General features: G+C 45.4%; 28 protein-coding genes. 12 read left to right on the top strand and 16 right to left on the bottom strand.

From position 1 onward, the window contains the following. Positions 1–97: 97 nt before the first annotated feature. The 8 genes from Q4592_RS08785 (at position 98) to Q4592_RS08750 (ending at position 9,558) form a co-directional block, all read left to right on the top strand. Positions 98–1,426, top strand: coding sequence for an RICIN domain-containing protein (locus tag Q4592_RS08785; RefSeq protein ID WP_303512026.1), 1,329 nt, complete (start codon positions 98–100; stop codon positions 1,424–1,426). Positions 1,427–1,486: 60 nt separating this feature from the next. Next, entirely contained in the window at positions 1,487–2,932 is a 1,446-nt protein-coding gene (aldA, locus tag Q4592_RS08780; RefSeq protein ID WP_303512024.1) for an aldehyde dehydrogenase, read from the top strand. Positions 2,933–3,432: 500 nt separating this feature from the next. Beyond that, positions 3,433–3,861 carry a GNAT family N-acetyltransferase gene (locus Q4592_RS08775; RefSeq protein ID WP_137673993.1) on the top strand — a complete coding sequence of 143 codons (429 nt, stop codon included), beginning with the start codon at positions 3,433–3,435 and terminating at the stop codon, positions 3,859–3,861. Positions 3,862–3,924: 63 nt separating this feature from the next. Beyond that, the gene (mtnN, locus tag Q4592_RS08770; RefSeq protein ID WP_137673992.1) at positions 3,925–4,623 is read left to right on the top strand and encodes a 5'-methylthioadenosine/S-adenosylhomocysteine nucleosidase; all 699 of its coding nucleotides are present in this window, start codon (positions 3,925–3,927) and stop codon (positions 4,621–4,623) included. Continuing rightward, the gene (locus Q4592_RS08765) at positions 4,623–5,570 is read left to right on the top strand and encodes a cobalamin biosynthesis protein (protein WP_303512021.1); all 948 of its coding nucleotides are present in this window, start codon (positions 4,623–4,625) and stop codon (positions 5,568–5,570) included. Before mtnN ends, Q4592_RS08765 begins: the two co-directional genes overlap by 1 nt. Positions 5,571–5,616: 46 nt before the next feature. Beyond that, the gene (locus Q4592_RS08760; RefSeq protein ID WP_303512020.1) at positions 5,617–6,456 is read left to right on the top strand and encodes a cobalamin-binding protein; all 840 of its coding nucleotides are present in this window, start codon (positions 5,617–5,619) and stop codon (positions 6,454–6,456) included. 337 nt (positions 6,457–6,793) lie between these two features. Then, positions 6,794–8,443 (top strand): peptidoglycan DD-metalloendopeptidase family protein, encoded by a 1,650-nt coding sequence (locus Q4592_RS08755; RefSeq protein ID WP_303512018.1) that lies wholly within the window; start codon positions 6,794–6,796, stop codon positions 8,441–8,443. A gap of 8 nt (positions 8,444–8,451) precedes the next feature. Beyond that, positions 8,452–9,558 (top strand): anhydro-N-acetylmuramic acid kinase, encoded by a 1,107-nt coding sequence (locus Q4592_RS08750; protein ID WP_303512017.1) that lies wholly within the window; start codon positions 8,452–8,454, stop codon positions 9,556–9,558. Here the strand turns inward: Q4592_RS08750 and Q4592_RS08745 are convergent. The 4 genes from Q4592_RS08745 to Q4592_RS08730 all read right to left on the bottom strand — a co-directional run bounded on the left by Q4592_RS08745 (position 9,555) and on the right by Q4592_RS08730 (position 13,088). After that, positions 9,555–10,769 carry a multidrug effflux MFS transporter gene (locus Q4592_RS08745; RefSeq protein ID WP_303512015.1) on the bottom strand — a complete coding sequence of 405 codons (1,215 nt, stop codon included), beginning with the start codon at positions 10,767–10,769 and terminating at the stop codon, positions 9,555–9,557. The two genes, Q4592_RS08750 and Q4592_RS08745, sit on opposite strands and share 4 nt — an antisense overlap. A 91-nt stretch (positions 10,770–10,860) precedes the next feature. Further along, on the bottom strand, positions 10,861–11,385 hold the full coding sequence (locus tag Q4592_RS08740) for a MarR family winged helix-turn-helix transcriptional regulator (protein WP_303512013.1): 525 nt from the start codon (positions 11,383–11,385) through the stop codon (positions 10,861–10,863). 71 nt (positions 11,386–11,456) lie between these two features. Continuing rightward, the gene (locus Q4592_RS08735; protein WP_303512011.1) at positions 11,457–12,308 is read right to left on the bottom strand and encodes an SDR family oxidoreductase; all 852 of its coding nucleotides are present in this window, start codon (positions 12,306–12,308) and stop codon (positions 11,457–11,459) included. 48 nt (positions 12,309–12,356) lie between these two features. Beyond that, positions 12,357–13,088: a siderophore-interacting protein gene (locus tag Q4592_RS08730; protein WP_303512010.1), complete on the bottom strand. Its 732-nt coding sequence runs from the start codon at positions 13,086–13,088 to the stop codon at positions 12,357–12,359. A 100-nt stretch (positions 13,089–13,188) separates the two neighbouring features. Here Q4592_RS08730 and Q4592_RS08725 point away from each other — a divergent pair, with 100 nt between their 5' ends. Both Q4592_RS08725 and hmpA read left to right on the top strand, forming a co-directional pair. After that, positions 13,189–13,614 carry a MarR family winged helix-turn-helix transcriptional regulator gene (locus Q4592_RS08725; protein WP_303512007.1) on the top strand — a complete coding sequence of 142 codons (426 nt, stop codon included), beginning with the start codon at positions 13,189–13,191 and terminating at the stop codon, positions 13,612–13,614. A 286-nt stretch (positions 13,615–13,900) separates the two neighbouring features. Then, on the top strand, positions 13,901–15,079 hold the full coding sequence (hmpA, locus tag Q4592_RS08720; protein ID WP_303512004.1) for an NO-inducible flavohemoprotein: 1,179 nt from the start codon (positions 13,901–13,903) through the stop codon (positions 15,077–15,079). Between the two features lie 122 nt (positions 15,080–15,201). Here hmpA and Q4592_RS08715 read toward each other — a convergent pair whose 3' ends face one another. From Q4592_RS08715 to Q4592_RS08695, 5 genes are all read right to left on the bottom strand, one after another. After that, entirely contained in the window at positions 15,202–15,507 is a 306-nt protein-coding gene (locus Q4592_RS08715) for a DUF1330 domain-containing protein (RefSeq protein ID WP_303512003.1), read from the bottom strand. Between the two features lie 113 nt (positions 15,508–15,620). Next, on the bottom strand, positions 15,621–18,749 hold the full coding sequence (locus Q4592_RS08710) for an efflux RND transporter permease subunit (RefSeq protein WP_303512002.1): 3,129 nt from the start codon (positions 18,747–18,749) through the stop codon (positions 15,621–15,623). Next, positions 18,749–19,852 (bottom strand): efflux RND transporter periplasmic adaptor subunit, encoded by a 1,104-nt coding sequence (locus tag Q4592_RS08705; protein ID WP_303512000.1) that lies wholly within the window; start codon positions 19,850–19,852, stop codon positions 18,749–18,751. The genes Q4592_RS08710 and Q4592_RS08705 overlap by 1 nt, the downstream gene beginning before the upstream one ends. 186 nt (positions 19,853–20,038) lie before the next feature. Next, complete coding sequence (erpA, locus tag Q4592_RS08700) at positions 20,039–20,398, bottom strand: iron-sulfur cluster insertion protein ErpA (RefSeq protein ID WP_137673979.1); 360 nt, start codon at positions 20,396–20,398, stop codon at positions 20,039–20,041. A 69-nt stretch (positions 20,399–20,467) separates the two neighbouring features. Further along, on the bottom strand, positions 20,468–21,127 hold the full coding sequence (locus tag Q4592_RS08695; protein WP_303511997.1) for a DUF6776 family protein: 660 nt from the start codon (positions 21,125–21,127) through the stop codon (positions 20,468–20,470). A 148-nt stretch (positions 21,128–21,275) separates the two neighbouring features. On the opposite strand from Q4592_RS08695, the gene hemL reads away from it, so the two are divergent. Further along, the gene (hemL, locus tag Q4592_RS08690; protein ID WP_303511994.1) at positions 21,276–22,559 is read left to right on the top strand and encodes a glutamate-1-semialdehyde 2,1-aminomutase; all 1,284 of its coding nucleotides are present in this window, start codon (positions 21,276–21,278) and stop codon (positions 22,557–22,559) included. A 32-nt stretch (positions 22,560–22,591) separates the two neighbouring features. Here hemL and Q4592_RS08685 read toward each other — a convergent pair whose 3' ends face one another. Together Q4592_RS08685 and Q4592_RS08680 are read right to left on the bottom strand one after the other, a co-directional pair. After that, a complete protein-coding gene (locus Q4592_RS08685) occupies positions 22,592–22,870 on the bottom strand; it encodes a hypothetical protein (protein WP_303511992.1) in 279 nt (92 codons plus the stop codon). 59 nt (positions 22,871–22,929) lie between these two features. Next, positions 22,930–23,301 carry a YbaN family protein gene (locus tag Q4592_RS08680; protein WP_137673975.1) on the bottom strand — a complete coding sequence of 124 codons (372 nt, stop codon included), beginning with the start codon at positions 23,299–23,301 and terminating at the stop codon, positions 22,930–22,932. A 212-nt stretch (positions 23,302–23,513) separates the two neighbouring features. On the opposite strand from Q4592_RS08680, the gene Q4592_RS08675 reads away from it, so the two are divergent. Continuing rightward, the gene (locus Q4592_RS08675) at positions 23,514–23,699 is read left to right on the top strand and encodes a hypothetical protein (protein WP_303511990.1); all 186 of its coding nucleotides are present in this window, start codon (positions 23,514–23,516) and stop codon (positions 23,697–23,699) included. 66 nt (positions 23,700–23,765) lie between these two features. On the opposite strand, the gene Q4592_RS08670 is transcribed toward Q4592_RS08675, so the two are convergent. From Q4592_RS08670 to Q4592_RS08650, 5 genes are all read right to left on the bottom strand, one after another. Further along, positions 23,766–23,963 (bottom strand): hypothetical protein, encoded by a 198-nt coding sequence (locus Q4592_RS08670; RefSeq protein WP_235836231.1) that lies wholly within the window; start codon positions 23,961–23,963, stop codon positions 23,766–23,768. Between the two features lie 20 nt (positions 23,964–23,983). Next, positions 23,984–24,175: a hypothetical protein gene (locus tag Q4592_RS08665; RefSeq protein WP_303511988.1), complete on the bottom strand. Its 192-nt coding sequence runs from the start codon at positions 24,173–24,175 to the stop codon at positions 23,984–23,986. A gap of 26 nt (positions 24,176–24,201) precedes the next feature. Further along, positions 24,202–24,393 carry a hypothetical protein gene (locus Q4592_RS08660; protein ID WP_303511987.1) on the bottom strand — a complete coding sequence of 64 codons (192 nt, stop codon included), beginning with the start codon at positions 24,391–24,393 and terminating at the stop codon, positions 24,202–24,204. Between the two features lie 26 nt (positions 24,394–24,419). Continuing rightward, entirely contained in the window at positions 24,420–24,611 is a 192-nt protein-coding gene (locus tag Q4592_RS08655) for a hypothetical protein (protein WP_137673973.1), read from the bottom strand. A 624-nt stretch (positions 24,612–25,235) separates the two neighbouring features. Further along, entirely contained in the window at positions 25,236–25,889 is a 654-nt protein-coding gene (locus tag Q4592_RS08650; protein WP_303511986.1) for a dUTP diphosphatase, read from the bottom strand. Positions 25,890–25,894 lie beyond the last annotated feature (5 nt).

The raw sequence follows: 25,894 nt of genomic DNA, 5'->3' as shown, positions 1-25,894 counted from the left end.
ATAGATCAACCAATTAAAATAAATGTTAACCAGTTTACAGATTAATTGCCAAATAACTGGCAGAATTGGTTTACACATTTTAACTGTATGAGCCAACATGCTTTTTAGAAACACCGCCTTAATTGTCGCCACCAGCTTATTGTTTACTGTTCAAGCCAAAGACTGGGCTGACTACCCAGTGCCAGCCGATCCCGGCTTTGGTAATACTTGGGAACTGGTTGAAGCCTTCTCTGATGATTTTAATTACCAGGGTAAAAACCAACAATTTAGCGATAAATGGAATGATCACTATCACAATGCCTGGACCGGCCCTGGTTTAACCGAATGGAGCTCGGCCCATTCTGATATTGTAGATGGAAAACTGGTTATCAAAGCCGCCAGAAAACCCAATACCGATAAAGTACACTTAGGCGTAGTAACCTCAAAAACGCCTATTATCTATCCTGTTTATATGGAAGCAAAAGTTAAAGTAGCCAACCAAGTATTATCATCTAACTTTTGGTTACTTAGCCCTGATGACAAACGAGAGCTGGATATTCTGGAAATATACGGTAGCGATCGTGCCAATCACCACAAGCATTCTCGGCATGCAAATACCAACTATCATGTCTTTATTCGCGATGAAGAAAGCAACTTGATCATTAAAGACGTAGGCTCTCAGCAGCATCACTTTCTGCCTACAGAAGCGCCTTACCGCGACAACTTTCATCGCTTTGGCGCCTATTGGATAGATCCTTGGAATGTTGAGTTTTATATCGATGGTCGCTTAGTGCGCCGCCTTACCAAAAGCTCATTAAAAGATCCCGAAAACCTCGGTTTAGACCGCGAAATGTTTATGATCATTGATATGGAAGATCATGATTGGCGCTCTAGTGTTGGCCACATTGCTAGCGACGCAGATTTAGCCGATGAGACCAAAAACAAAATGTTAGTGGATTGGGTTCGTGTGTACAGTCCCGTAAAGGCAAAACAAGGCGATCAAGCATTAGCGCCAGTCACCTTACCTAGCGAAGCGGCCGGTTTAAGTCTTCGACATAGCACCAAATGTTTTGAGATTAGAAATCCGCGTTCAGAAAAAGGGGGACGCTATCGTCAGAATTATTGCGATCATCGCAGCCAACAACAAAAATTCAACTTTGTTGAGCAAGCAGCAGAAGACCAACAAATAAGCATCAACAACGCAGCCAATAACTACTGTGTTGCAGCCCGCGAAGGGAAACAAGACCTGCGTCAGCAAACTTGCGATTCGCAGTCTGCAGCTCAATCTTGGATAGTCACTAACCAAGGGCAACAATGGTTCAGCATTAAAAATCTCGCCACCGGTGAATGTTTAGAGATGGCAAAAGCATCGAAGAAAAACGGTAAGCAACTGTCATTAGGCAGCTGCGACGGTTCAGAACATCAAAGCTTTAAATTTATTCAGTAACTTAGCGGTTGGGCAGATAAACCTGCTCAACCAAAGATCCCTTTTATAAATAGGTCGTTCATGAAGAATTATCAGATGTACATTAACGGGACTTGGCTTGACGCCAATTCTGGCGCGCGTGTTGAGGTGATCAATCCTTCAACTGAAGAAGTGATTGCAACCGTCGCCAATGGCGATGAATCCGATGCAGAACTCGCTATGAGTGCAGCGGTGGCAGCGCAAAAGCAATGGCGAAAACTGCCGGCACGTAAACGTGCTGAAAAGCTGTTAGATCTAGTGGCTGAAATAAAAGCCCATCGCGATGAGCTAGCCAAGTTACTCGTAACCGAGCAAGGTAAGCTACTTAAAGTCGCCCGTATGGAAGTAGATGTAACCTGCTCGTTCATCGAATATGCCTGCGAATGGGCACGCCACATTGAAGGCGACATTGTTGAATCAGATAATCCGGACGAGCATATTTGGATCCACAAGGTTCCGCGTGGAGTAGTGGTAGCCATTACCGCTTGGAATTTCCCGCTAGCCTTGGCCGGGCGAAAAATTGGCCCGGCCTTGGTAGCCGGTAACGCGATTATTGTAAAACCAACCACAGAGACGCCACTGGCCACACTTGAGCTGGCTAAGCTGGCAGACAAAGCAGGATTACCAAAGGGTTTATTAAACGTGGTTACAGGCCCCGGCCGAACCTTGGGAGATGCCTTAGTTCGCCACCCTAATACCAGTATGATTTCAATGACCGGCAGCACCCCTGCCGGCCAAGCCATTGTGCGTGCAGCGTCTGACAACCTTGCTCACGTGCAGTTAGAGCTGGGCGGTAAAGCACCATTTATTGTATTGGAAGATGCCAACATTGATGCCGCGGTAGATGCTGCACTAGGCTCAAAATTTGATAACTGTGGCCAAGTTTGTACCTGTAATGAGCGTTTGTATGTACACCAAGCCATTTACGATCAGTTCATGGAAAAATTTGTTGCCAAAGTGAAAGCCATAATAGTTGGCGATCCGATGCATGAAGATAGCGACATGGGTCCTAAAGTCAGCGCTAAAGAGTTGGCCAATATGGAAGCCATGACTGCTAAAGCTTTAGAAGAAGGTGCAACTTTAGCCTGCGGTGGTAAACGCTTAACTGGCCCAGGGTTTGAAAAAGGCTACTGGTTTGAACCCACCGTATTTACCAACGTAACGCAAGATATGAGCTTGGTACACGAGGAAATCTTCGGCCCTATTCTTCCGGTGGTCAAATTTGACGATTTTGATCAAGTTGTTGCTTACGCCAATGATTCTGAATATGGCCTTTCGGCAATGATCTTCACCAACAAAATCAAACTGGTGATGGACTTAGTCAACGATTTGGAATGTGGTGAGATTTACGTAAACCGTGGCCACGGAGAACAACATCAAGGCTTCCACAATGGTTACAAGCTAAGTGGATCTGGTGGCGAAGACGGCAAATATGGCTTCGAGCAATATCTAGAGAAGAAGACCTTTTACGTAGACTTCTCTAAATAAAAATAGCTTTCCTTAGGAAGGCATTAGAGCAGCTTTGAGTGAATATAACTTAGAGCTGCTCTGTTACCACGGTATACAGAACATTTTAGCTAAAGGCCATAATGGGCCACCAATAACGCCCCCAAATAAAGAGGATCAACAATGCTCTATATTGGATTTTTTCTTGGCTTGGTTATGTTGTATCTAGCCTATCTAGAGTTACTTGCCCGATGCAGAGCTAAGCATTAGTCCTCATATTGGGTCATTTTCCTCAAACTGCCTTAGCACCCATTCGCCCTAGCTTTATAATATTCGAATGCCTTAATCGATTAACGTAGAGGTTTAAGTGCCTGTTCCAATGATGAAGCAAGGCCAATTCTGACTAAACACTCAATAAAATCCTGCCTTTTGTCTTAAAAAAGTCATAAATCTTACCTAAGCTGCTTGCAGTTCACTGCCTATGTCGGTAACTATGGTTGTATAAAACCATTGGTTGGTTTTAACACATTTTAAGGAATGCTATGCAGATTCGTCCGGTACATATCGAGGACGCGGCAGATATTGCGAGACTAGCAAAACAGCTAGGCTACAATCCATCCGCGCAAACTGTATTACCCAATATTCACGGTATTTTGGAAAACTCCACTCATCAAGCTTTTGTTTACTTAAACGAAGAAGAGCAAATTGTTGGCTGGATACATGTATTTATTGCTCTACGTTTAGGCTCTTTACCCTTTGCCGAAATTGGCGGTATGGTGGTTGATCAAGACTCTCAGCAGCAAGGCATTGGCCGCAGACTGGTTAAACAGTGTCGCCATTGGGCTGCCAGCCATGGCGTTGGAGATATTCGAGTACGCTGTGACACCACTCGTGAGCAAGCTAATCAATTTTATCAGCACATTGGCTTTAAACAGCGCAAATCACAACGCGTATTTGTGCGCGATCTCTAGCTGTTCCTTACCCCTGCTTGTGGTAATATTCCGCTGATTTTTCCTTTTGATAAAGAGACGGTTATGACTACAGCAATTATTGGTGCTATGGAACAAGAAGTGGTTGCACTTCGTGAATTGATCGACAATTGTGATACCTATAGTTTTGCTGGTTGTGAGTTCTACAGCGGTGAAATAAACCAGCACCCGGTGGTTGTAACTCGTTCAGGTATTGGCAAAGTAGCTGCCGCCATTGCCACCACCGTATTACTGCAACGCTACCAGCCAACCCAAGTGATTAACACTGGTTCTGCTGGCGGCTTTGACCCCTCATTAAAAGTAGGTGACGTAGTTATTTCCGATGAACTGCGTTACCACGATGTAGACTTAACTGCATTTAGCTATGAAATGGGGCAACTCCCTGCTAACCCAGCTGCCTATAAAGCCGACGCGAAATTAATTGAGGTAGCAGAACAAGCCGCCACTCAGCTTTCTGGTCACCAAATTGTTCGCGGACAGATTTGTACTGGCGATATCTTTATGGCCGACCCAGAGCGTGTAGCCAAAGCTCGTGCAGACTTCCCAAAAATGGCAGCAGTTGAAATGGAAGGCGCTGCAATTGCCCAAGTTTGTCATTTGGCCGATGTTCCCTTTGTGGTGATTCGCTCGCTGTCTGATATTGCAGGTAAAGAATCACCATCGTCATTCGATGAGTTTTTAGAAACTGCCGCTAAACACTCAACCGCATTGGTATTGGCCATGTTAGAGAAACTCACTAAATAATGGATGAACACTCCTGGCTGTGGTTAAGCCTAAGTTTACCGTTGTTGGGCATTGCCCTAGAACGTTTATTACCTGGTCGAGGATTTGGCCAGGTAATGTTATTGATTCGCTGGTTTGGCGAACAACTAGCAAATAAAGTCAATCGCAGTACCAACGGCCCCAAACAACAACGTTTAGCGGGCGCTATTGCCTTGCTCACGGTGTTAACTCCTCTTGCCTTAGGCATTGCCTTATTCAATCAACTTAACCCTCTGAGTGCCTTGTTAGACGCACTATTGCTACTGTGTTTATTACAGTGGCAAGCCCCTATGCATAGCTTTCATCGAATTACCTTGCTACTGAATAAGCAACTACATCAGCAAGCCCGTGGCATTTTAAGGCCTTGGGTATTACGCGATTGTGATGGCTTATCGGCAGTAGGTGTTGCTAAGGCCTCGGCAGAAATGCTGCTACTGAGGTTGGCAGCCAATTGGTTTGGCGTGATTTTTTGGTTTATGTTGGGTGGCATTGTGCCAGCCTTAATCTACAGAATAATTAGTGAGTTACACCTAGCCTGGAATCCAAAGCTCTCCCAGTATCGCCAATTTGGCAACAGTGCCAGCCGCTTTTATCAGGCACTGAGCTGGCTGCCTTTTCAGTTATTGGCGCTAATTATTTGTGTTTACGGCAAGCTTTCACGTAACAAAGCAGCCTTAAGCCAAGGTTTTCGCTGGCCTTACAGCGCCAGTGGTAAGTTAATTAGCGTGAGTGCTAGCAGCTTACAAAGTGAATTAGGCGGCCCGCGCCACTATCAGCAGCAAAAAGTAGAACAAGCGCGCTTTGGTCCCGCCAAGCAATACCCAGAAGCAGCAGAGCTTGATCGCTTAGCCTTAAAACTCAATATGAGTGCGCTGCTGTTCTTATTGATCTTAAGCCCAATTTACCTTGTTCGTGTTATCTACTTATAAGCGTTTTACTGTCGCAAACTTAGCCCTATTCCTGGCGGCTGTATGCTTGCTTTTTAGTTCCACCTTGCACGCCAAACCACAACGTATTATTGCCTTAGCACCACATTTAACCGAGCAAGTTTACGCCCTTGGCGCTGGCGATAGGCTGATTGCCACGGTGGATTACGCAGACTACCCTGAAGCCGCTAAAGCCCTGCCACGCATTGGCAATTATCAATACATCAGTTTAGAAAGCATTATTTCATTGAAACCAGATTTAGTGTTGGTGTGGAAACAAGGCAACCAAGAAAGTTTGGCGCAAAAGCTAAGGGCCTTGAACATTGACGTATTTGTCTCTCAGCCCAAGCAACTCGCCACGCTACCCAAGCAACTCGCCACGTTAGGCGAAATATTGGGCGAACCAGAAACAGGCCAAAGGCTTAGCCGCTATGCCGAGCAGCAACTGGAACAACTAGCCCAACAGTACCAATCGCAACGCACTGTGAGTGTGTTTTATCAAATGTGGTACCAGCCATTACGGAGTATTTCTGCCAAAAGCTGGATAGACGATGGTATTCGCTTATGCGGCGGAGAAAACATTATGGCCGAAGCCGTTGCCCCTTACCCGCTGCTATCTGAAGAGTGGGTATTAAGTGCAGATCCTGAAGCCATTATTGTTGCCCAGTGGGAATTTACTCATTCGTGGGATAAATGGCCACAATTGCAGGCGGTAAAACATAGCAACATTTACCAACTAGATCCCGATAAGGCGCATCGCCTCACTCTTCGTACCTTAGAAAGCCTAAACACACTGTGTAGCATGCTAGATAAAACCCGAAAAAAAACCCACTCAGATAAACCGAGTGGGACGAGAGCATATACGAGTGAAGAAAAATCTTCGTTATAAGTAATGGAATTCTTGTGCCAGCTTTGAGCTAATTTAGCATTCACATGGTCATTCGATAGACACTGCCACCCCTAAAGAGGTATTTGGTTATTTATCTTGCGAAATGAGCTGCTGTTTAATCATTCACCAACATTTATTCTTTAGTGACTTTTCCTTAATAAATCTGCGGGTTAAGTAACTAAAATCGATATTGCACCAGTACTTATCAAGCTGCGCCAAATTGGCCACCCGCTGCGCTGTATCCCTTATAGCTCACGGCTTGCGATGTAGAATCTGGCATTCTCCTCAGCATCTGGCTACAATCGCCGTAATCACTTGTTTGTATGTTGGAAGTAGATTGCAAAGCTTATTACCCAAACGCCACCGCCGAATCTTAATCATTCTCTTTCTTGTAGTAGTGGCTGCTCTTCTTTTCCCTAGCGAGCAAAGTTCTCCCAGTGCCAGCCAGCGCCAAAGCATAGACTTATCTGCAGCATCAACTAATACGCAAAGCGCTGACCCCTTAACGCCGCAAATTAAAACCAAAGCTGAGCCGTCTATTGAGCAAATCAAGGTAGCAGAGCAACTTAAAGAAGCGGAGCAACAGCCTAGTGCTAAATCGCCTGAAGTGGAGTCAGTCGCAAAGACTCCGCAACCTAGCCAAGCTGCAGCCACGGAGCTTGTCAAAAACGAACCAGCCTCTGAGGCAAACCCTGAAACACATACCCTTGCATCAGAACAAGGTACGCCTTCAACCGCTAAGGCCGTTATCGAGCAAGATTCAAGCGGCGGTGAGGTCGATTTAAATGATGCAGCTGCAGTACTTGAGCAAATTCAGCAAGGCAACGAATTGCATTTAGGCGTACGTTACCCTTTAGAATTAGCCATTGAGTCTGATCAAACGCCACTAGAACAAGAGCACTTTTATACGCTTAAACGCCAAACAGTAAAATCTGGCGATAGCATGGCGTTAATCTTTTCCCGCGTGGGGTTAAGCGCCCGCACCTTGCACAACATTGATCAACTAGGCGGCGAAGCGCGTAAATTACGTACCGTACACCCCGGTGATACCCTAGATTTTTACCTCGATGACAACGATCAGCTTATCGAATTGCATTACCCTCAATCGAAATATCAAACTCTGATCATTGAACGTGACTCACAAGACCAATTTAGCGCTCGCATTGATACACAAGAGTTAGAAACTAGAACTAACTTTGCTCGTGGCACCATTAACTCAAGTTTTTGGAATGCCGGTATTAGCGCCGAGCTAAGCCAAGGCCAAATAATGGACTTGGCCGCAGTATTTGGTTGGGACATCGATTTTGCCTTAGACATTCGCAAAAATGACAGCTTTATGGTGCTGTTTGAAGAGCTATACGTAGACGGCCAATACGCCGGCAATGGCGATATCATTGCCGCTGAATTTATCAATCAAGGCGATGTATTTCGAGCTGTTCGTCACGACGATGGCAATTACTACACCCCTGAAGGCCGGCCAATGCGTAAGGCCTTTTTACGCGCTCCAGTTAACTTTAAATACATAAGCTCTAGCTTTAACCCTCGCCGCTTACACCCAGTAACCGGCCGAGTACGCGCTCATAACGGCATCGATTACGCCGCTAAAGTGGGCACGCCGGTACAAGCCGCTGGCGATGGCCGAGTCACCAAATCGGGTTACAGCAAATACAACGGTAATTATGTGTTTATTCAGCACAGCAGCGCTTATGTCACCAAGTACTTACACTTGCATAAACGTTACGTAAAAACCGGCCAACGAGTAAAACAGGGCAAGAAAATTGGTACCGTAGGTGCAACAGGCCGAGTAACCGGCCCGCACTTACACTATGAGTTCTTGGTACATGGGGTACATAAAAACCCGCGTACGGTTAAGCTGCCTACCTCTACCCCACTTAAAGGTGAGCAAAAGCAACGCTTTATGCCTATTGCTAAAGCCCGTATTGAACAGCTAGATAATACCAAACGGGTATTACTGGCCATGAACTAGGCAAGGCAATGAGTGATATTTATCTAGGATTAATGTCTGGCACCAGTATGGATGGCGTAGATGCGGTGGTAGTGGATTTTGCCCAATCGCCCCCTAAGCTACTGGCTCACCACCAGCAAGCTATTCCGGCTAAATTACTCCGCCAATTACACGGCTTATGTAGCCCAGCAGAGAACGAATTAGCCAACATGGCATCGGCTAGCGTGGCAGTTGCTGGCTTATTTGCCGATACCGCGAATCAAGCCATTCAGCTTGCCGACTTAAGTGCCGATAACATCACCGCCATAGGTAGCCACGGCCAAACCATTCGCCACTTCCCTGAGCTAAGTTTTAGTTTGCAGATAGGCAGCCCAAGCCACATTGCGGTGCAAAGCCAAATAGACGTAGTGGCCGATTTTAGAAACAAAGATATGGCACTCGGCGGCCAAGGAGCGCCCTTGGTACCAGCCTTTCACCAAGCAATGTTTAGTCACCCTAGTGAGCCCCGTTTCATCCTAAACATTGGTGGCATTGCTAACATTACTACTCTTGTTCCCGAACAAGAGTTACTGGGTTATGACACTGGGCCCGGCAATACCTTATTGGACCAACACTTTAAGCGCTATCACCCTACCGGTTTAGATTACGACGACAACGGTGACTGGGGCCGCAGCGGCACGCTGATACCTTGTTTACTAGAGCAGATGCTAAGCGATGATTATTTTAGTTTAAGCGCCCCCAAAAGCACTGGTCGTGAACATTTTCACCTTACGTGGTTAGATAGCTTTTTAACGCGGCCTGAGTTTTCTATGGCCTCGCCAGAAGACATTCAATGCACCCTGCACCATTTAACCAGCCAAAGTATTGCTCAGCAGTTGTTAAACTATGAAAAAGGTACGGTTTACTTGTGTGGTGGAGGTGATAACAATGGCTTTTTATTGGCGTTGTTAGCCAAGGCTTTACCCAAACTCACGCTGAGTAGAACCTCGGCATTGGGCATACCAGAACAAGCCTTAGAGGCCATGGCATTTGCCTGGCTTGCCCGCTGCTTTGTGCAGCAACAAACCGGCAACGCCAGCTCGGTAACTGGCGCCAGTAAACCGGCTATTTTGGGCGGGTTTTATCCCGCGAATTAAGCTTCTTGGCTTAGCTCAGAGATAGTGTCGGTTACATAAGAACGGTTTCTTACCAATAGCCATAAAGCCCCGCCCGTAAAGCCGATTACACACTGAATAGTGCCTAAGTTTTCAATCAAAGACTCAGGCCGTAACGACACCAATACCATACCCAGCGAACCGCACATCATCGCAAAAAATTGAATAATTGCCACCGCCGAACCGGTATCACTCTCTTGTTGTTCAAGCATTAGATTGGTGCCAGGTACACGCATACCAATTACCCCAACAGTGGCAGGGCCAGCAAGCATAGCAAACAGCCAAGGTGATAAATGCCCCACGGTAAGCATTAGCACGCCACATAGTGCCAATAAACCAAAGCACATCATCACTATCGTTTGAACAGAGATGTGCTTAGACAGTTTCATGTATATGCGTGGCCCAAATGAGGCTAACAAAGCATTGAATGCAAATGCATAACTAAACTCTTGCTCGGTAAGGCCAAAGCCATTGACATAGATGTACGACCCTGCCGCCAAAAACGCCATCATTGCCATGGCCGGAATAGAAAATATCCCCAGTAATGAAGTGAATCGAGGGTTTTTCATTACTACCGCTAAGCGCCCCCAAGAACGAACAATAGAACCGGTATAGCGCGTGTCTAGAGTTTCTCGGTAGCCAATGGCGAGTAGTGCAGACAAACCACCAAAAATGGCTAAAGCCACAAACATCATGCGCCAAGAACCAATCTTAAGCAAAAACGCCCCCAGTACCGGCGCCACCATAGGGGCAATGATCACTAAAGACATAATGGTGGCCATTATTCTTTCACGCTCTCTACCATCGTAAAGATCTTTAACAATGGCGGTAGCCACCACGGTCACCGCGCTGCCACCAAATGCCTGTATTAAGCGAGCTCCAATCAGCATTTCAATATTAGGCGCAAGGGCACATAAAATACTGGCGGAAATATAGATCGCCATGCCCACAAGCAAGATAGGTTTGCGGCCAAACTTTTCGCTTAACGGCCCCCAAAATAGAAGACCAACGGCATAAGTAACAAAATAAACACTGAGCGTTAAGTTCACCATGGTTTGATTGGTATTAAAAATATCGACCATTTGTGGCAAAGCGGGCAAATAGAGATCAGTGGTTAAGGGCGGAAACGCACTGATCACCACTAAAAATAGCAAGGTGCCCGTTTTCCCTAAAAAGGGTTGCTCTTTTTTCAAGGTACTACTCCAAACTACATTTAGTACAGGGGAGGAAACAACGCACAAGCGTTAACGCGAAGAAGGCTTAGTTCATTGATTCAGACAATGCTTACTTTAAGTTGTGATTAACTCGATGCAGCAACGAGCAAAACAGCTGAGACTCTTCTTCACTAAAGTCCTCCAGCATGTCGTTAACGATCTCCATTTCCACTTTGTCCAAACATGCTAGCAACTGCTGCCCACGTTCAGTTAAGGCCAGCAATACTGCTCGCTTATCGTCTGGATTGCCGTGCTTAGTGATGAGATCTTGTCGCAGTAAACGGGCTACTACCCGCGCTATTTGCGCTTTGTCTTTACTCATCGACACAACTAGCGTTTGCTGAGAGGCGCCTTCGCAGGCTGCAATATCGCTCATTGCCTTGTGCTCTAGGGGAGAAAAGTCCACCTGTTGGCGCTTTACCTCAGCCATCATTTTGGTTCGTGTTTTCAGGCGAATATCTCGCAAGGCGTGATTAATAGAACGATGAATCGGCACAATTTCTCCAAACGAGATGAACTTAGTAAAATAGCGAATAAGCGTGTGAGACGGGCTGCGCTGCCAACATAGTTGACTGCGACAACTATGTTGGCACATTTAGTTGTTCCAATCAACTAAATATTAAGAGTAAGCCAATCCAGTTTTTAACTGCACCTTAAGTCATTTAATCATAAAGGTTTGTTTAAAATGGAAAAATAATCATCCCAAGCTTGATGCTGCCGACCCGTTGCTGCTAAGAAATGGCTTGGGTTATCCGCTTCGCCTTGGCGAATACCGTCATAAATACCTGAAATTACTGTTCCGATAAACTCACCCAGTTCAGCAATTCGCTCTTGTTTATACTCTTCAACCAACATGGGGGTGTAACGCAGCGTGGTGTTGAAAGCACGATTAAAATACTCCGCTAAGTCGTATTGGCTAAGCGCCTCGCCATGTAAGTTATAGGTATTGCCATTGTGTTTATCATCACTGAGCATAGATGCATAAGCATGGGCTAATTCGGAACGCGTGGTATAGCCGCATTTCCCGTCACCGGCGCAGTTAGCGATTACCCCTAACTTCTTGTAGTTTTCTAGATATTCAATATCAGGTTCAATGTAGATGCCATTTCTACCAATCACCCAATCTAGGCCACTTTCTCGCACATCTTGCTCGGTTTGGCGATTGCTTTGAATCACCGGTGAAAAAGCCGTTCCCTGTTCTGCCCCTTGTACGCTGGTATACACTATCTTTTTAACACCTGCGTTCTTGGCTGCACGAATAACATTTCGGTGTTGCTCAATGCGCTTATCTGGCGCGTCCATACCAGATACCAGCAATAGTGCGTCAATACCCTGTAAAGACTGCTCTAATTGGCCTTGGTTATTGTAATCACCAGGGCGAACTTCTACGCCCAAAGCGGCGGCTTTTTCTGGGGTACGGGCCAGTGCCACGACGTTTTCTTTCGACAATAAAGCGATAGTCGCTTTAGCGATTGCAGAGCCTAGCTGGCCGTTAGCGGCGGTTATTGCAATTTTCACGGTATTCGTCCTCATCTCAATATTGTGGTCTTAAGTCATCTAGCAATCTTACAGAGGCTGAGCCTTCTTCTGAGCGCCAAAGCGGTCGGCATTTACGCCTTGTTTCCAATACCCTACTGCCGAAACATTCAATCTATCAAAGCCAATATCTTGCTGCAGAACCGAACGTAATGCGCGAATACTTCTCGCTTCAAGCCCCAAAAATACCTGGGTATCTAGAGGCATGTTTTTAGCCCGCTCAAAGACAGCTTGCTCTAACGTGCCAATGGCTTCATCTTCAACAAACCATTCGGTATGCACCGAGTTGCGGTAATCCATTTCGATAATGTCGGCACGAGTCGGTACGCTAATTACCACGTTTACTTCGGCACTTTTATTAAACCGTGGCACATAGCCGTTAATCGCATTTAGCGACGTGATGTCGCCCACTAGCAAGTAGCTATCATGCTGATACTGAGTCATTTTCATTGGCCCTGGCCCAGCGATACCGAGGCTGTCGCCCACCTTTGCATTTTTGGCCCAGTCGGTCGCTGGCCCACTATGGCGATTAACCACAAAATCCAAAGCGAGCTCTTTGGTTTCGGCACTAAAAGAGCGAATAGTATATGAACGCAGTATGGGATCTTTTGAGGTACTTTGTTGCAAAACTACTTTTACATGAGCGCCTTCTTTACCAATAGGAAAGTCACCTAAGCTATCGCCTGTTACCACTATTCGGCGCAAGTGTGGCGAAAGCTCAACAATATTAGAAACATGGGTTATTCGCATCTTTGGCTTCAAAGTGTTTCCTTCTTTAGCTTGAACAACATCAATTAAGTTGATAAGGTCTACTATAGTTCAACTAAGTTGACATTGTCAACAAAATATCAAAGTAGGATCTATGGATAGCCATTCAATTTCCAATACCATTTTCAGCATTGCACATTCATACCGCTTAACCATGCGTTCCGCACTTAAAGCTAACGAGTTAGGTTTAAACAGCATGCATGTAAAATGTTTAAGCTATATTCACAACTCAGAAGCCTGCACGGCCAATGACATTGTTCAATTTTTGGGAAGAGACAAAGCGCAGATTGCTCGCCTAGTTAAAGAAATGATTAGCAATAACTGGCTAACAAAAACCGCCAACCCAGAAGATAAAAGAAGCCAGTTTTTATCACTAACTGAGGAAGGCCAAGCGCTAGCCGCGCTTATCGCCGATACACAGAGCAAAGTAAGTATAAAGATGAAGCAGAATTTAAGTGATGAAGAGCTAAAGGAGTTCAGCCGAATAGCTGGGATAATATCAAGCAACCTAAAAATGTAGCCGCAAGAGACAACAAGATAAGGAGATATGTTCGGTGCAGTGTGTCCTTCAAGAGCAATGCTCAATCTGCAATATTATCAGCGCTATACTCTAGCACCCCAGCATTACAGCAAACTTTGCACATCAATAAAAAAGACAGAAAGGAGTCATTAAGACCTCAAAAATGAAGAGTCACAATGACACATTCATGCAATAAATTGATTTAAATCAATGTTTCCCACCCTGGCATGTTTCTGGCTATGTGTACTAACAGCACGTTAATACATAGAACAACAGGAAATAGGTAATGTTAGATACAGACACAATAAACATAATAAAAGCCACCGTTCCCGCAGTAAAAGCAAATGCCGACAACATTACCGCTTGTTTTTACCCGCTCATGTTTAAACAACACCCTGAAGTTATTCCATTCTTTAATCAAACTAACCAAGCAAAAGGCAGCCAACCTAAGGCACTTGCTAATGCCGTTGTCGCCTATGCCGCCAACATAGACGAGCTAGGCAATTTGAGTGAGGCGGTCAGCAAAATTGTTCAAAAACACTGCTCATTAGATATTCAGCCTGCCCATTACGACATTGTAGGTAGCTGCCTGCTGCAAGCCATTGCTAAAGTACTAGGAGATGCCGCCACGCCAGAAATAATAGATGCTTGGGGTAAAGCCTATGGTCAACTAGCCAAAATACTGATTGATGCCGAAGAAAGCATCTACGCAGGGAAAGAACAAAACCCGGGGTGGTGGCGAGGAGAGCGGGAATTTACTCTGGTTAAAAAACAGCAAGAAAGCTCCGTAATTAGCTCTTTTTACTTTAAGCCAAGCGATAAGGGCCAGCTGCCAGACTTTACCGCGGGCCAATTTATTAGCTTGGTATTAGAGATTAAGGGCCAAAAAGTCCGCCGTAATTACAGCCTTTCAGATGCACCAGGCAAAGGATACCTGCGGATCAGTGTAAAACGCGAAAGCGAAGGCTTGGTCTCTAATTATTTGCACGATGAACTAGCACTAGGGCAAAGCCTATCGTTGCTGGCGCCATGCGGCGATTTTGTGCTGCGCGACAACAATAAACCTCTGGTGCTGGTCACTGGCGGCGTAGGCATTACGCCTGCGATTAGTATGCTTAACGCCTCAACCAACGGTGAGCGAGAGATACGCTTTATTCACGCAGCGCTAAACAGTGACGCCCATGCCTTTAAAGACCATGTTGATCAGCTTGCCACTACTCGAAGCAACCTCACGCCGCTCTATGTTTACAACCAGCCAAGTGATAACTGCCAAGCCCACGCTACGGGTTTTATTACGCCAGAACTTATAGCTTCTCAGCTACCTGAAGACAGAGATGTAGAGTTTTATTTATTAGGCCCTAAGCCGTTTATGGTGGCAGCCTTCAACATTGCCAAACAATTAGGTGTACCGGAAGGTCAAATTCATTTTGAATTCTTTGGTCCAAGTGAAGAACTCAGAGCTTAATTAAGGTTTTGAAAATGATAAAGAGAAGGTGCTTAAACCGATAGCCTTCTCTTTTATTGAGCTCAATATGTAAGGCTGTGAACTATCTATTCATTTGACTAAGCGAATGAGTAGTGGGGAAGTTAAACACTTTTCTCATAGCTAGCGATGATAGTTGTGCTAGCAACTGATGCTTCGAAATAGTGTTCTCGCACCTTTAAGTATTCAGGGTTTGCAAAAAAAGCTTCTTTTGCAGCACCATCAGAAAAATAGATAGTAAAGACACGGTTAATGTCACTATTCTCTTCAGGGCGTAATACTTCAGACACCTTAAAGTCGTAACCAAACCCGCCGCCGTAACTTGAGAGAATCGGCCTCATCGCATCACGGTACTGCTGGTACATATCGTCATCTAATACATGTAAACCCACTAACATTTCATATGACATTAGAATCACCATTGTTAACCAAACTTTGGGGCAGGGTATTTTTGTTTTGCGTACCTTTCTTTGGCTAAACAAAGAAAAGTACGCTGTCATCAGGCAAAACCTAACACCATTACTTACGCTCCCAACATCTCTTGCTCTTTGGCTTCTTCAAGCTCTGCGTATTTATCTTTGCGGCTAAACTTAGCGCCTAACATCAATAAACAAGGGGTTAGGATTAAAGTCAGCAAAGTCGCAAAACTTAACCCCCCCGCTACAGCTGTAGCCAGTTGTGACCACCATTGTGAAGAGGGTGCGCCCACTTCAATCGTGCGTTCGAATACATCAATATTCAGCTGCAACACCATCGGCATTAAACCCAAAATAGTGGTGATGGTAGTTAGCATTACTGGGCGTAAACGTTGAGCACCAGTGCGCATAATGGCTTCTTGCGCCGGTATACCTTGCCTGCGTAATACATTGTAGGTATCAATCAATACAATATTGTTGTTCACTACAATCCCCGCCAAGGTAATGACCCCCAAGCCACTCATAATAATGCCAAAGGCTTGCCCTGCCACTAACAGCCCCAGCAATACCCCAATGGTAGAAAACACTACCGCCGACAGGATAAGCAAAGCTTGGTAGAAGCTATTAAACTGGGTAACCAAAATAAGCCCCATAACAAACAACGCCACCATAAAGGCCTTACCTAAGAAGTCCATGGTTTCTTGTTCGTCTTCGTTTTGGCCGCGAAGCTTCACCTCAACCAATGGGTCTAGCTCAAGTTGTTTAAGCTGCTCTTGTAATAGCGGCAACTCTAAACTTAGGTTTTGCCCTGGTGCCATATCAGCACTAACCGTAATCACTTGGCGGCCATCCACTTTGTTAATCACGTCTTGCTTAGGCTTAGCCTCTAAAGAAACAAAGTTAGTGATAGGCACTAAACCGTATCCCGTTTTAACCCGTAGTTCACTTAGGCGGCTAATGCTGCGGTTTTCTTCAGGAAAGCGAACACGAATCTCTAGCTCGTCATCCACATCATCGGGTCGGTAATCACCAATATTCAAGCCATTGGTAACAAACTGTACCGTATTACCCAACAGCGTGACGTCGGCGCCAAAACGTGCCGCTTTTGCGCGATCAACTTTAAGCTGCCATTCAATGCCTGGCTTGGTGGTAGAGTCTTCGGCGTTAACAAAGTGCGGATTATCGTCCACCATTGTGCGGATCTTTTTCGCCATAGGTTCTAAGCGCTCAGGAAAGCGAGAGCTAAGTTCTAGCTGCACATCTTTACCCGCTGGCGGGCCTGCTTTATCTTTGCGAAACTCAATTTCTAAACCAGCGATGGGCGCTAGGCGCGAACGCATATCTTCAATGATTTCGTTAGCTGGACGGCGCTCATTCCAGTCTTTAAGGTTTACTCGAATATCGCCTAATTGGTCACCACCTACTTTGGTGTAGAGGGTGTCGTAGTCATCAAGCTCAACGATTCTACGCTCTACTTCTAACATCACTTGTAGCTTTTCATCGGTAGAGTAATCGCCATGAGAGCGCACAATCACGTTGTAACCAACAGGTTCTACGTCTGGGAAAAACTCCACGCCTTTACCAGCGCTGCCGTAGGCCATAATCACTACAACGGCGATAACAATGCCCAAAGCTAATACGCGCAACGGTGCATTTACTGCCTTATGCAATACCCGTAAATAGACACCTGTTAAACCTTGTAGGTCTTTCCACTGTCCTTGGTCAGCTTTAATCAGCGCTTGTTGCTGCTTAGCACTTAGCTTACGCGGGCGACCAAAAATATTGCCTAGCGAAGGTACAAAGATCAACGCCATCACCAGTGAAGCACTTAAGGTGGCAATCAAGGTTAACGGTAAATAGCCCATAAACTGGCCGACCATGCCCGGCCACGCCAGCAGCGGCGCAAACGCCGCTAAGGTAGTTGCAGTAGAAGCAATGATTGGCCATGCCATACGTTGTGATGCCAGCGAGTAAGCTTGGTGCCGTGGTACGCCTTCACTCATTTGCCTATCGGCAAACTCGGTGACCACAATGGCACCATCCACCAGCATGCCCACCGCCATAATCAGCGAGAACAAAACGATCATATTAATGGTGAGACCACCCAGTGATAACACCAAAATACCGGCTAAGAATGAGCCCGGAATAGCAATGCCGACCAACAAGGATGAGCGCACGCCCATTACCGCGATAATCACCACCACTACCAATAATACCGCTGACAGAATGTTGTTTTGCAGCTCCGACAACATGGTGCGAATGTCTTTTGATTTATCGCCAGCGTAATCCACAATCACCGAGTCTGGCCAAAACTTACGTTCGTCGGCTATCAGCTGTTTAACCTGTTCAATGGTTTCAATCAGGTTTTCGCCGGGGCGTTTACTCACTTCTAAAGAGATAGTTGGTTTGCCGTTTACTCGAGCATAGGTGCTAGCGTCTTTAAAGGTGCGGCGAGCAGATGCTACATCTCCAAAGGTCACAATGCGGTCACCGTCCACTTTAATCGGTAACTCGATAACGTCTTTCACGTTTTCAAATACCGCGGGTACTTTTACTGCAAAGCGGCCGTTACCAGTATCTAAAGTGCCTGCGGTAACCAAGCGGTTATTACGGCTGACTAAGTTGTAAATGTCGGCTTGGTCGAGCCCGTAAGACTCCATCAGCAGCGGGTTAACAATAATCTCTAAGAAGTCTTCGCGGTCACCGCCAATGTTTACTTCTAATACCTGCTTCATGGTTTCCATTTGGTCTTGCAGGTCACGCGCAATGGTTAGCAATGCGCGCTGTGGCAAGTCGCCAGACAGCAACACAGTAATAGCTGGTTGCTCAGTGGCCAAAGTCACTTGATGCACCTCAGGTTCGTCGCCGCCAGCTGGTAATTTAGGTTTAGCTTGGTCTACTTTAGCGCGTACATCGGACAAGGCTTGGTCGATGTCTACCCCAACTATAAACTCTAATACCACCGAGCCATGACCCTCACTGGCGGTGGCGGTCATTTCCTTAATGCCCTCTAAACCTTGCAGCTCTTGCTCCATAGGGCGAAGCAGTAAGCGTTCGGCGTCTTGCGGTGAAATCCCGTCGTGCGGAATAGACACATAAATCACCGGGATCTCTACATCAGGATCCGATTCTTTAGGGATGTTGTTATAAGTAATGATGCCGGCGATAAACAAAAACACCAACAGCGACAGCACCGTACGAGTGCGCGACAAAATCGCTTCAATAAAGGCGTGCATTATTCAAGCCTCTCTTGGGCAAGTAGCTCCGCTTTGGTAACCGGTTCAACCTTGTCACCTTCACGTACAAAACCTTGGCCCAGTACAATTACGTCGTTATCGCCAGTAAAGCCAGATAACCAAGCACCATCTGGGTCTGAGCGCACTAAATCCGCCGGGATAAACTGCACCACGTCGTCCACTACCGTTTTAACGCCTAAGTTACCTTGCTCATCTAAGGCCAATACAGCGGGGCTGACTTTAATGGCAGCCACTTCTTCTAAGGGAATACGCACACTGGCACTAACGCCGGCCATCAGTTTTTGGTCTTGGTTTTTTAGCAGTACTTCTACTTTAAAGGTTCGGGTATTAGCATCAGACAAGGTGGCGATAAAATCGATAGTGCCTTCTACTTCTTGGCCAGTAACCAAGGTCACATAGGCTTTCTTATCTAACTTTAACTGGGAGATATCGCGCTCAGATACGTCGGTGCGTACCAATAACTGTTGGGTATCGGCTAACCGAAGAATCGGGTCACCAATGCCTAGGTAAGCACCTGCTTCTACAATGTTCTCTTCAAAAATACCTGTGTAAGGCGATAGCACTAAGGTGTTATCAATCGCCAAATTAAGGGTTTTTACCATTGATTCAGCTTCAACTAAGGACGCTTTGGCCTCGGCCAAACGCGCTTTACCTTGGAAGCCTTGCTTGCTTAAGGCTTTTACACCGGCATATTCAATGGTGCGCTGCTCAAGCAATGCTTCGGCGCGTAATAGCTGCGAACGACGGTCTTGAATATCTAGGCGGGCTAAGGCTTGGCCTTTTTTAATAGGGCGCCCTTCGGCAACCAAAAATTCCAATAGTCGACCAGAAACTTCAGCAGAAATAACACTTTGACGACGCGCTTCGGTTTGACCGTATAAATGCAAGCTACGTTCGATGGGCTCAGCGGTAAAAGTTTTAACTTGTACTCGAGTAAGTTGATGCTCGGTTTTAGTCGAATCTAGTGGCACTTTTTCTGCAGAGCTAAGTTGTCCAGAGAGCATCCATAAGACGACTGCGGTAACAATAATGATAGAAAAAATATATGGGCGAGCAGCAAAAAATTGTTTTACGGCAGACACAATCAAACACTCCCTGTTGACGATTCAATGGTAAGAGAATCAGTATACTAGGTAGAGCCTTTGATCTATATGCTTTCAAGAATACTACTGACAAATTTGCTACAAAGCCTGTGCTAAGGCTAAGAAACAACAAAGCCACCTTGCGGTGGCTTACAAAACAATACAAACATTAGCTATTATTAAAATCTAAATACTAAAAGAAGACCCACAGCCACAGGTTGTATTCGCATTAGGGTTGTTGACTAAGAAACGTGAACCCTCTAAGCCTGAGGTAAAATCAACAATGCCGCCAACCAAGTATTGTAGGCTCATTGAGTCAACAACCATTGATACGCCCTGCTTCTCTACTAAGGTGTCGCCTTCATTTACTTTTTCATCGAAAGTAAATCCGTAAGAGAACCCAGAGCAACCACCGCCGGTGACATAGACACGCAACATTAGTGCTGGATTTTCTTCTTCAGCAACCAACTCTTTTACACGTGATGCAGCGGCATCGGTAAATTGAATCGGAAATGCGGCTTGTTCAGTTACAGCTTGCTCTGACACTATCAATTCCTTAAATATGTTAACTAGCGCAGATTATCTAATACCTGAGTAATTTGTTCAAGTATTATCCTAGTTCGGCCAGTTTTGCTGATGAACGATTTCGGCCTTCTTGTTCCACTTATTGCCTTTCACTTTTGCCGTAAGCTCTATGCGCTCCGGCTTAAACCCATCCGGCAACTTTAGGTCGGCATTTACTTCTTGGAAATAATGAAACTTAAAGCTAAGTGCAGCGGGCTCTTGCTGCAGTTCGCTTAGTGAGTATTGAGCAGGCTGCTGGTCTTGGCTTCCGATAACCAATAATTCTAAATCGCCTTTTAACCAACGCTTATTGCGCGCAACCTGCATCAGCAACACTTGCATACGATAATAACCAGGGCTAAGCATTGGCTCGATATGTAACTGCTCTATCTTCATGCCGCCAGCTTGTTGCTCGGGCGCCATAATAGTTCGGTATACCAGTAACTCTTCGGTGATGCTTACATTTTGCTGGGTTAGCTCATCAATATTGCGTTTAAGCTGAGCCACTTCGGCTAAGCCAGTATCTTGCTCTAGCTGCACCATGGATAAACGCTGTTGTAAAACCGATTGGCTATCAAGGGCATTGCTTAAACGCAGTTGCAATTGGCTAATCATTTGGTCTTTTTCTTCAACGACCACCGATAAACCATAAACACTTGTTAAAGCTAACGCGCCAATTAAACTCACCACTAACAACTTCGGCTTTGCCACTTTCTACCCACTTACCCTGAAAAAACGACAGTTTACCCAGATTTATCTCCGGCAACAAACCAGAGATGTAGCCCCCGTTGATAGTTTGCTATAGTGAGCCCAATTTAGCGCCCAAGCGGCCAGTATTTTTGATATTAAAGGATGCTTTATGTCTCGCTCAGAACAACTCTTTAGCCAAGCCCAGCAAACCATACCTGGCGGCGTTAACTCTCCAGTGCGTGCCTTTAATGGCGTGGGCGGTACGCCAGTGTTTATTGAACGAGCCGACGGCGCCCGCATTTATGATGCTGACGGCAATAACTACATTGATTATGTTGGGTCGTGGGGGCCAATGATTTTAGGCCACAACCACCCCGCTATTCGCCAAGCAGTGATTGACGCAGCCGCCAAAGGTTTAAGTTTTGGTGCGCCTACTGCCACTGAAATAGACATGGCAAACCTAGTATGTGAATTAGTGCCATCTATGGATCAAGTGCGCATGGTGAGCTCTGGTACTGAAGCGACCATGAGCGCGATTCGCTTGGCTCGCGGTTATACTAACCGTGACAAAATATTAAAATTTGAAGGCTGCTACCACGGCCATGCCGACTCACTATTAGTAAAAGCAGGCTCTGGCGCATTAACCCTTGGCCAACCTAGCTCACCAGGTATTCCTGCAGATTTTGCCCAACACACTCTTACTGCGACATACAACGATTTAGCCTCGGTAGAAGCACTGTTTGCAGAATATCCTGAAGACATCGCTTGTATTATTGTTGAGCCTGTGGCCGGCAACATGAACTGTATTCCCCCAGTGAAGGGCTTTTTAGAAGGCTTGCGTGCGATTTGTGACAAATACCAAGCGGTATTCATTATTGATGAAGTGATGACAGGTTTTCGCGTATCACTAGGTGGTGCTCAAGCACATTACGGCGTTAAACCAGATCTAACCTGCTTAGGTAAAGTCATTGGCGGTGGCATGCCGGTAGGCGCATTTGGTGGTAGCAAAGAAATCATGGATAAACTGGCGCCTATTGGCCCAGTTTACCAAGCAGGCACGCTATCGGGTAACCCTATCGCGATGGCTGCTGGCTTAGCAGCGCTAACTGCACTTAAAGATCCAACGGTTCACCAGCACTTAAATGCAATGACCGAACGCTTAGCCAAAGGCCTGAAAGAAGCCGCTGATCGCCAAGCGATTCCACTGACTGTAAATCAGGTAGGCGCAATGTTAGGTTTCTTCTTCACCGAAGAAACAAGTGTGACTAACTTCGCCCAAGCTTGTGCTTGTGATGCAGAACGCTTTAAGACGTTTTTCCACTTGATGTTAGAAGAAGGTATTTACTTAGCGCCTTCAGCTTTTGAGGCGTCATTTACTTCGTATGCGCATACCGAAGCGGATATCGACGCCACCATTGAGGCGGCAGAACGCTGTTTTTCTCAACTAAAATAAGCTTATCAAACCGCGCTCGCTAAGGGCGCGGTTTAACGTAACCACTCTATTTTCACCACTTGCCCAGTTTTTAAGTACACGACATATTTCTTGCCGTTAATCTTATACAATACGCCTTCAAGTTTATTGAAGTTATCGCCACTCACTACTTCTTCATATTCTGGTTTGCCACAAGCGCTTATCAACTCAAGCTTATCGGTACCTGATCGGATCCACGTGCCATTGCAATTCACATTAGACACTTCTGTCCCATTACCAGCATTAACATTATTCGCCAACAATAAGCTACAAACGATAAACAGTATGCGCATCAACAACCTTAATATTAAATTTATTACTTAATAAGAATTATAGACAGAAAAAGAGAGGCTTAGCGAAGCAGCTTTTTAGTGGAAGGGCGAGTCCACAAAAACACCATTACTGCAAGCAGGCAGACACCAGCAACAATTCTTCCAATCCAAGGCACATTCATCCACAGCATTAATCCAGCAGAGATGGTGACCATTAGTGTAGCGCTTAATTTAGCTTTGAGGCTCACTACACCATGTTGGTGCCAATCATTAATTAAGGGGCCAAAGGTAGGGTGCTGTTGTAACCAGGCTTCGAAACGCGGTGAGCTTTTCGAAAACAAGGCTACCGCCAACAAAATAAATGGCGTAGTGGGTAACAAAGGTAGAAAAATACCTAGTGTTCCTAACAATACTGATAGCCAAGCGACCAGCATATAAAACAGTTTTAGCATGTAGTGCAGCCCAAACAAAAGCAGAATGGCTATCTTACTCTTTCAGAACTCGATAAATAACTAATAGTTATGACTTGTGGCAAAACATAATTAGACATCCAGATGGCCAAATGTAATTCTACCTCTGCCGCCGATTTAATCAACAACTTGCGGGCGGCTAACAAATACCGCTAAAGCGCCTCTAGGCGCGAACTAATATTTAGGAGTTCGTTATGTTTGAAGCATTTCAAAAAGAAACCACTATTCGCCCCACAAAGACTCAAGCAACTAGCAAAGGTTTGCCAACCATTGCCTTAAGCAATACTCAATTACACACTCAAGACTCAGAGTTATTAGCTTTGCTCAACGACTACTTTGAGCAACCTAGCTTTAGTGATCGTTGCCGACCAACTGCTTAGCCTAGCCAACAAGCAGATCAAAAAAGGCGATGTGAATTCACATCGCCTTTTTTGAAATCTGTTCACCTAACAAAACGGCGACTGTACTTCACCACGTAATGCTTCACGCTGACAAGTATGACGGTCAACACCGCTAGTACCTATTTGCAGACTGCCCTGAGCACTATTGGCTGGAGTAAAAGAGGCTTGGCTAGCAGCGCTAAACATTAAGGCTGAACCAAACACAACACTGAGTAAACTGGTGGTTAAGGCTTTCATCATCATTCTCCTAATACTTTATCTGCTTAACAAAACGGCGACTGTACTTCGCCACGTAATGCTTCACGCTGACAGGTATGGCGGTCAACACCGCTAGTACCTATTTGCAGACTGCCCTGAGCACTATTGGCTGGAGTAAAAGAGGCTTGGCTAGCAACGCTAAACATTAAAGCTGAACCAAACACAACACTGAGTAAACTGGTAGTTAAGGCTTTCATCATCATTCTCCTAATACTTTATCTGCTTAACAAAACGGCGACTGTACTTCGCCACGAATTGCTTCGCGCTGACAGGTATGACGGTCAACACCGCTAGTACCTATTTGCAGACTGCCCTGAGCACTATTGGCTGGAGTAAAAGAGGCTTGGCTAGCAGCGCTAAACATTAAAGCTGAACCAAACACAACACTGAGTAAACTGGTAGTTAAGGCTTTCATCATCATTCTCCTAATACTTTATCTGCTTAACAAAACGGCGACTGTACTTCGCCACGAATTGCTTCGCGCTGACAGGTATGACGGTCGACTCCACTGGTTCCTATTTGCATGCTTCCTTGCGCCCCACTTAAAGGGCCAACCGCCGCCTGACTAGCAGCGCTAAACATTAAAAAAGATCCAAACACTACACTTAACACTGTTGAAATAACGGCTTTCATAATAATTCTCCTGGTAATGATCCAAGACTGCGCAGCCATGTTCAAGAAGACCCAGTGGTCTACTGGCTTATTTCACAAAAATGAGAAAAAAATGAGGAGAAAGTGACGCAAAGAGGAAAAATACTAGATTTATCTGAAACTTAACTCAGCTAAAAAAGTGTGATTTAGTTAACAATAAATTAGCAATAGGGGGGATTTTAAAGCGCTCATCGGAAATAAGCGCTTTATTAGAATAGTGGATGAAAACCAACTACTCGACTATTTAGCATTGTTACGGGTTTGCTTATCACTAGACTTACTTGGACAAAAACTCGCACCTGAAGCACCTCTAAAACTTGAAACAGCCATAATATTTACCTCTACTACTTGGATTATGAAAGCGTGATTACCTACTTAACCACACAAAGTATAAGGAGCAATAACAAGGCCAGCTTTTCTTAAAAACCAATTTAGAGTAAAAATTCCACAAGCAAGTAGCTGAAAAGCATACCAATAGAATAATTGACTAGCTTTGCTGGGCATTTCACAAATAATCTAAAACAAGCGCGAGGAGAGGTGGTTTAGCGTATTGCAAATGCTCACAAAAAAGGCGCATCAATGCGCCATTTTGCAACAAAGCCTACATTACTTAGATTGGCTGTAGCGTTGATGTAGCGCCTGATACAAATCATCTTGGAAGCTCAAGCTAGTAGCATCCAAATCCAGCATCAACTCCACTAGGTGTTCGTTATCTTCTCGACCGCCCCACACTTTTCGATAAGTGCCTTGCTTATAGCCGTTGTCTTGGCGGAAAAAGTTAAGCACATTTTTGCTCACATATTGCTGGTACAGATCCACCCAAGTCATTTGGCAATCCGCCAACAAGGCTGAGAACAGACCAATACTAGTACGTTTGGCCGCCGCTAAACCAATGAGTAACTCTAGTTTTTCTAACAAGTTAAGTTCAGAGAACTGCCAAGTATTACCATCAAACTCTAGCGATGTTTCGTCGATATGGGCAAAAACATGGGCCTGAGCGGGTGCATGCTCCCCATTTTCTTGTAGTAAAAGCTCTGACAATACAAAGTGCCAAATATCTACTAGCTCCATTTGTAACTGCTCTAAGTCGCAGTCTTGTTTTTTCCACCATTTCCAGCCGTGATGCTCAATGGCTTCCGCGCCTTCAATAACAACCGCACGTAAAAACGGTGAACGCGTAGCCAGCCAATCTGGATTCACTTTAGCGTTCATGTTGTCTTGCAGTTGCAGCATTATTTGCGCTTGGTTTGCTTGTAACATTACGA

This window comes from Agarivorans sp. 1_MG-2023 (assembly GCF_030548385.1).
Taxonomy (GTDB): Bacteria; Pseudomonadota; Gammaproteobacteria; order Enterobacterales; family Celerinatantimonadaceae; genus Agarivorans.
Note: the sequence above shows the minus strand (reverse complement) of the source record. Positions and strands in the feature narration are given on the sequence as shown.

Bases quoted from the DNA above. Each gene is read 5' to 3' on its own strand.
- Q4592_RS08785 (WP_303512026.1), top strand. From the start codon at position 98: ATGCTTTTTAGAAACACCGCCTTAATTGTCGCCACCAGCTTATTGTTT.
- aldA (WP_303512024.1), top strand. From the start codon at position 1,487: ATGAAGAATTATCAGATGTACATTAACGGGACTTGGCTTGACGCCAAT.
- Q4592_RS08775 (WP_137673993.1), top strand. From the start codon at position 3,433: ATGCAGATTCGTCCGGTACATATCGAGGACGCGGCAGATATTGCGAGA.
- mtnN (WP_137673992.1), top strand. From the start codon at position 3,925: ATGACTACAGCAATTATTGGTGCTATGGAACAAGAAGTGGTTGCACTT.
- Q4592_RS08765 (WP_303512021.1), top strand. From the start codon at position 4,623: ATGGATGAACACTCCTGGCTGTGGTTAAGCCTAAGTTTACCGTTGTTG.
- Q4592_RS08750 (WP_303512017.1), top strand. From the start codon at position 8,452: ATGAGTGATATTTATCTAGGATTAATGTCTGGCACCAGTATGGATGGC.
- Q4592_RS08740 (WP_303512013.1), bottom strand. From the start codon at position 11,385: ATGTGCCAACATAGTTGTCGCAGTCAACTATGTTGGCAGCGCAGCCCG.
- Q4592_RS08725 (WP_303512007.1), top strand. From the start codon at position 13,189: ATGGATAGCCATTCAATTTCCAATACCATTTTCAGCATTGCACATTCA.
- hmpA (WP_303512004.1), top strand. From the start codon at position 13,901: ATGTTAGATACAGACACAATAAACATAATAAAAGCCACCGTTCCCGCA.
- Q4592_RS08715 (WP_303512003.1), bottom strand. From the start codon at position 15,507: ATGTCATATGAAATGTTAGTGGGTTTACATGTATTAGATGACGATATG.
- Q4592_RS08710 (WP_303512002.1), bottom strand. From the start codon at position 18,749: ATGCACGCCTTTATTGAAGCGATTTTGTCGCGCACTCGTACGGTGCTG.
- hemL (WP_303511994.1), top strand. From the start codon at position 21,276: ATGTCTCGCTCAGAACAACTCTTTAGCCAAGCCCAGCAAACCATACCT.
- Q4592_RS08685 (WP_303511992.1), bottom strand. From the start codon at position 22,870: ATGCGCATACTGTTTATCGTTTGTAGCTTATTGTTGGCGAATAATGTT.
- Q4592_RS08680 (WP_137673975.1), bottom strand. From the start codon at position 23,301: ATGCTAAAACTGTTTTATATGCTGGTCGCTTGGCTATCAGTATTGTTA.
- Q4592_RS08675 (WP_303511990.1), top strand. From the start codon at position 23,514: ATGTTTGAAGCATTTCAAAAAGAAACCACTATTCGCCCCACAAAGACT.
- Q4592_RS08670 (WP_235836231.1), bottom strand. From the start codon at position 23,963: ATGATGATGAAAGCCTTAACCACCAGTTTACTCAGTGTTGTGTTTGGT.
- Q4592_RS08665 (WP_303511988.1), bottom strand. From the start codon at position 24,175: ATGAAAGCCTTAACTACCAGTTTACTCAGTGTTGTGTTTGGTTCAGCT.
- Q4592_RS08660 (WP_303511987.1), bottom strand. From the start codon at position 24,393: ATGAAAGCCTTAACTACCAGTTTACTCAGTGTTGTGTTTGGTTCAGCT.
- Q4592_RS08655 (WP_137673973.1), bottom strand. From the start codon at position 24,611: ATGAAAGCCGTTATTTCAACAGTGTTAAGTGTAGTGTTTGGATCTTTT.
- Q4592_RS08650 (WP_303511986.1), bottom strand. From the start codon at position 25,889: ATGTTACAAGCAAACCAAGCGCAAATAATGCTGCAACTGCAAGACAAC.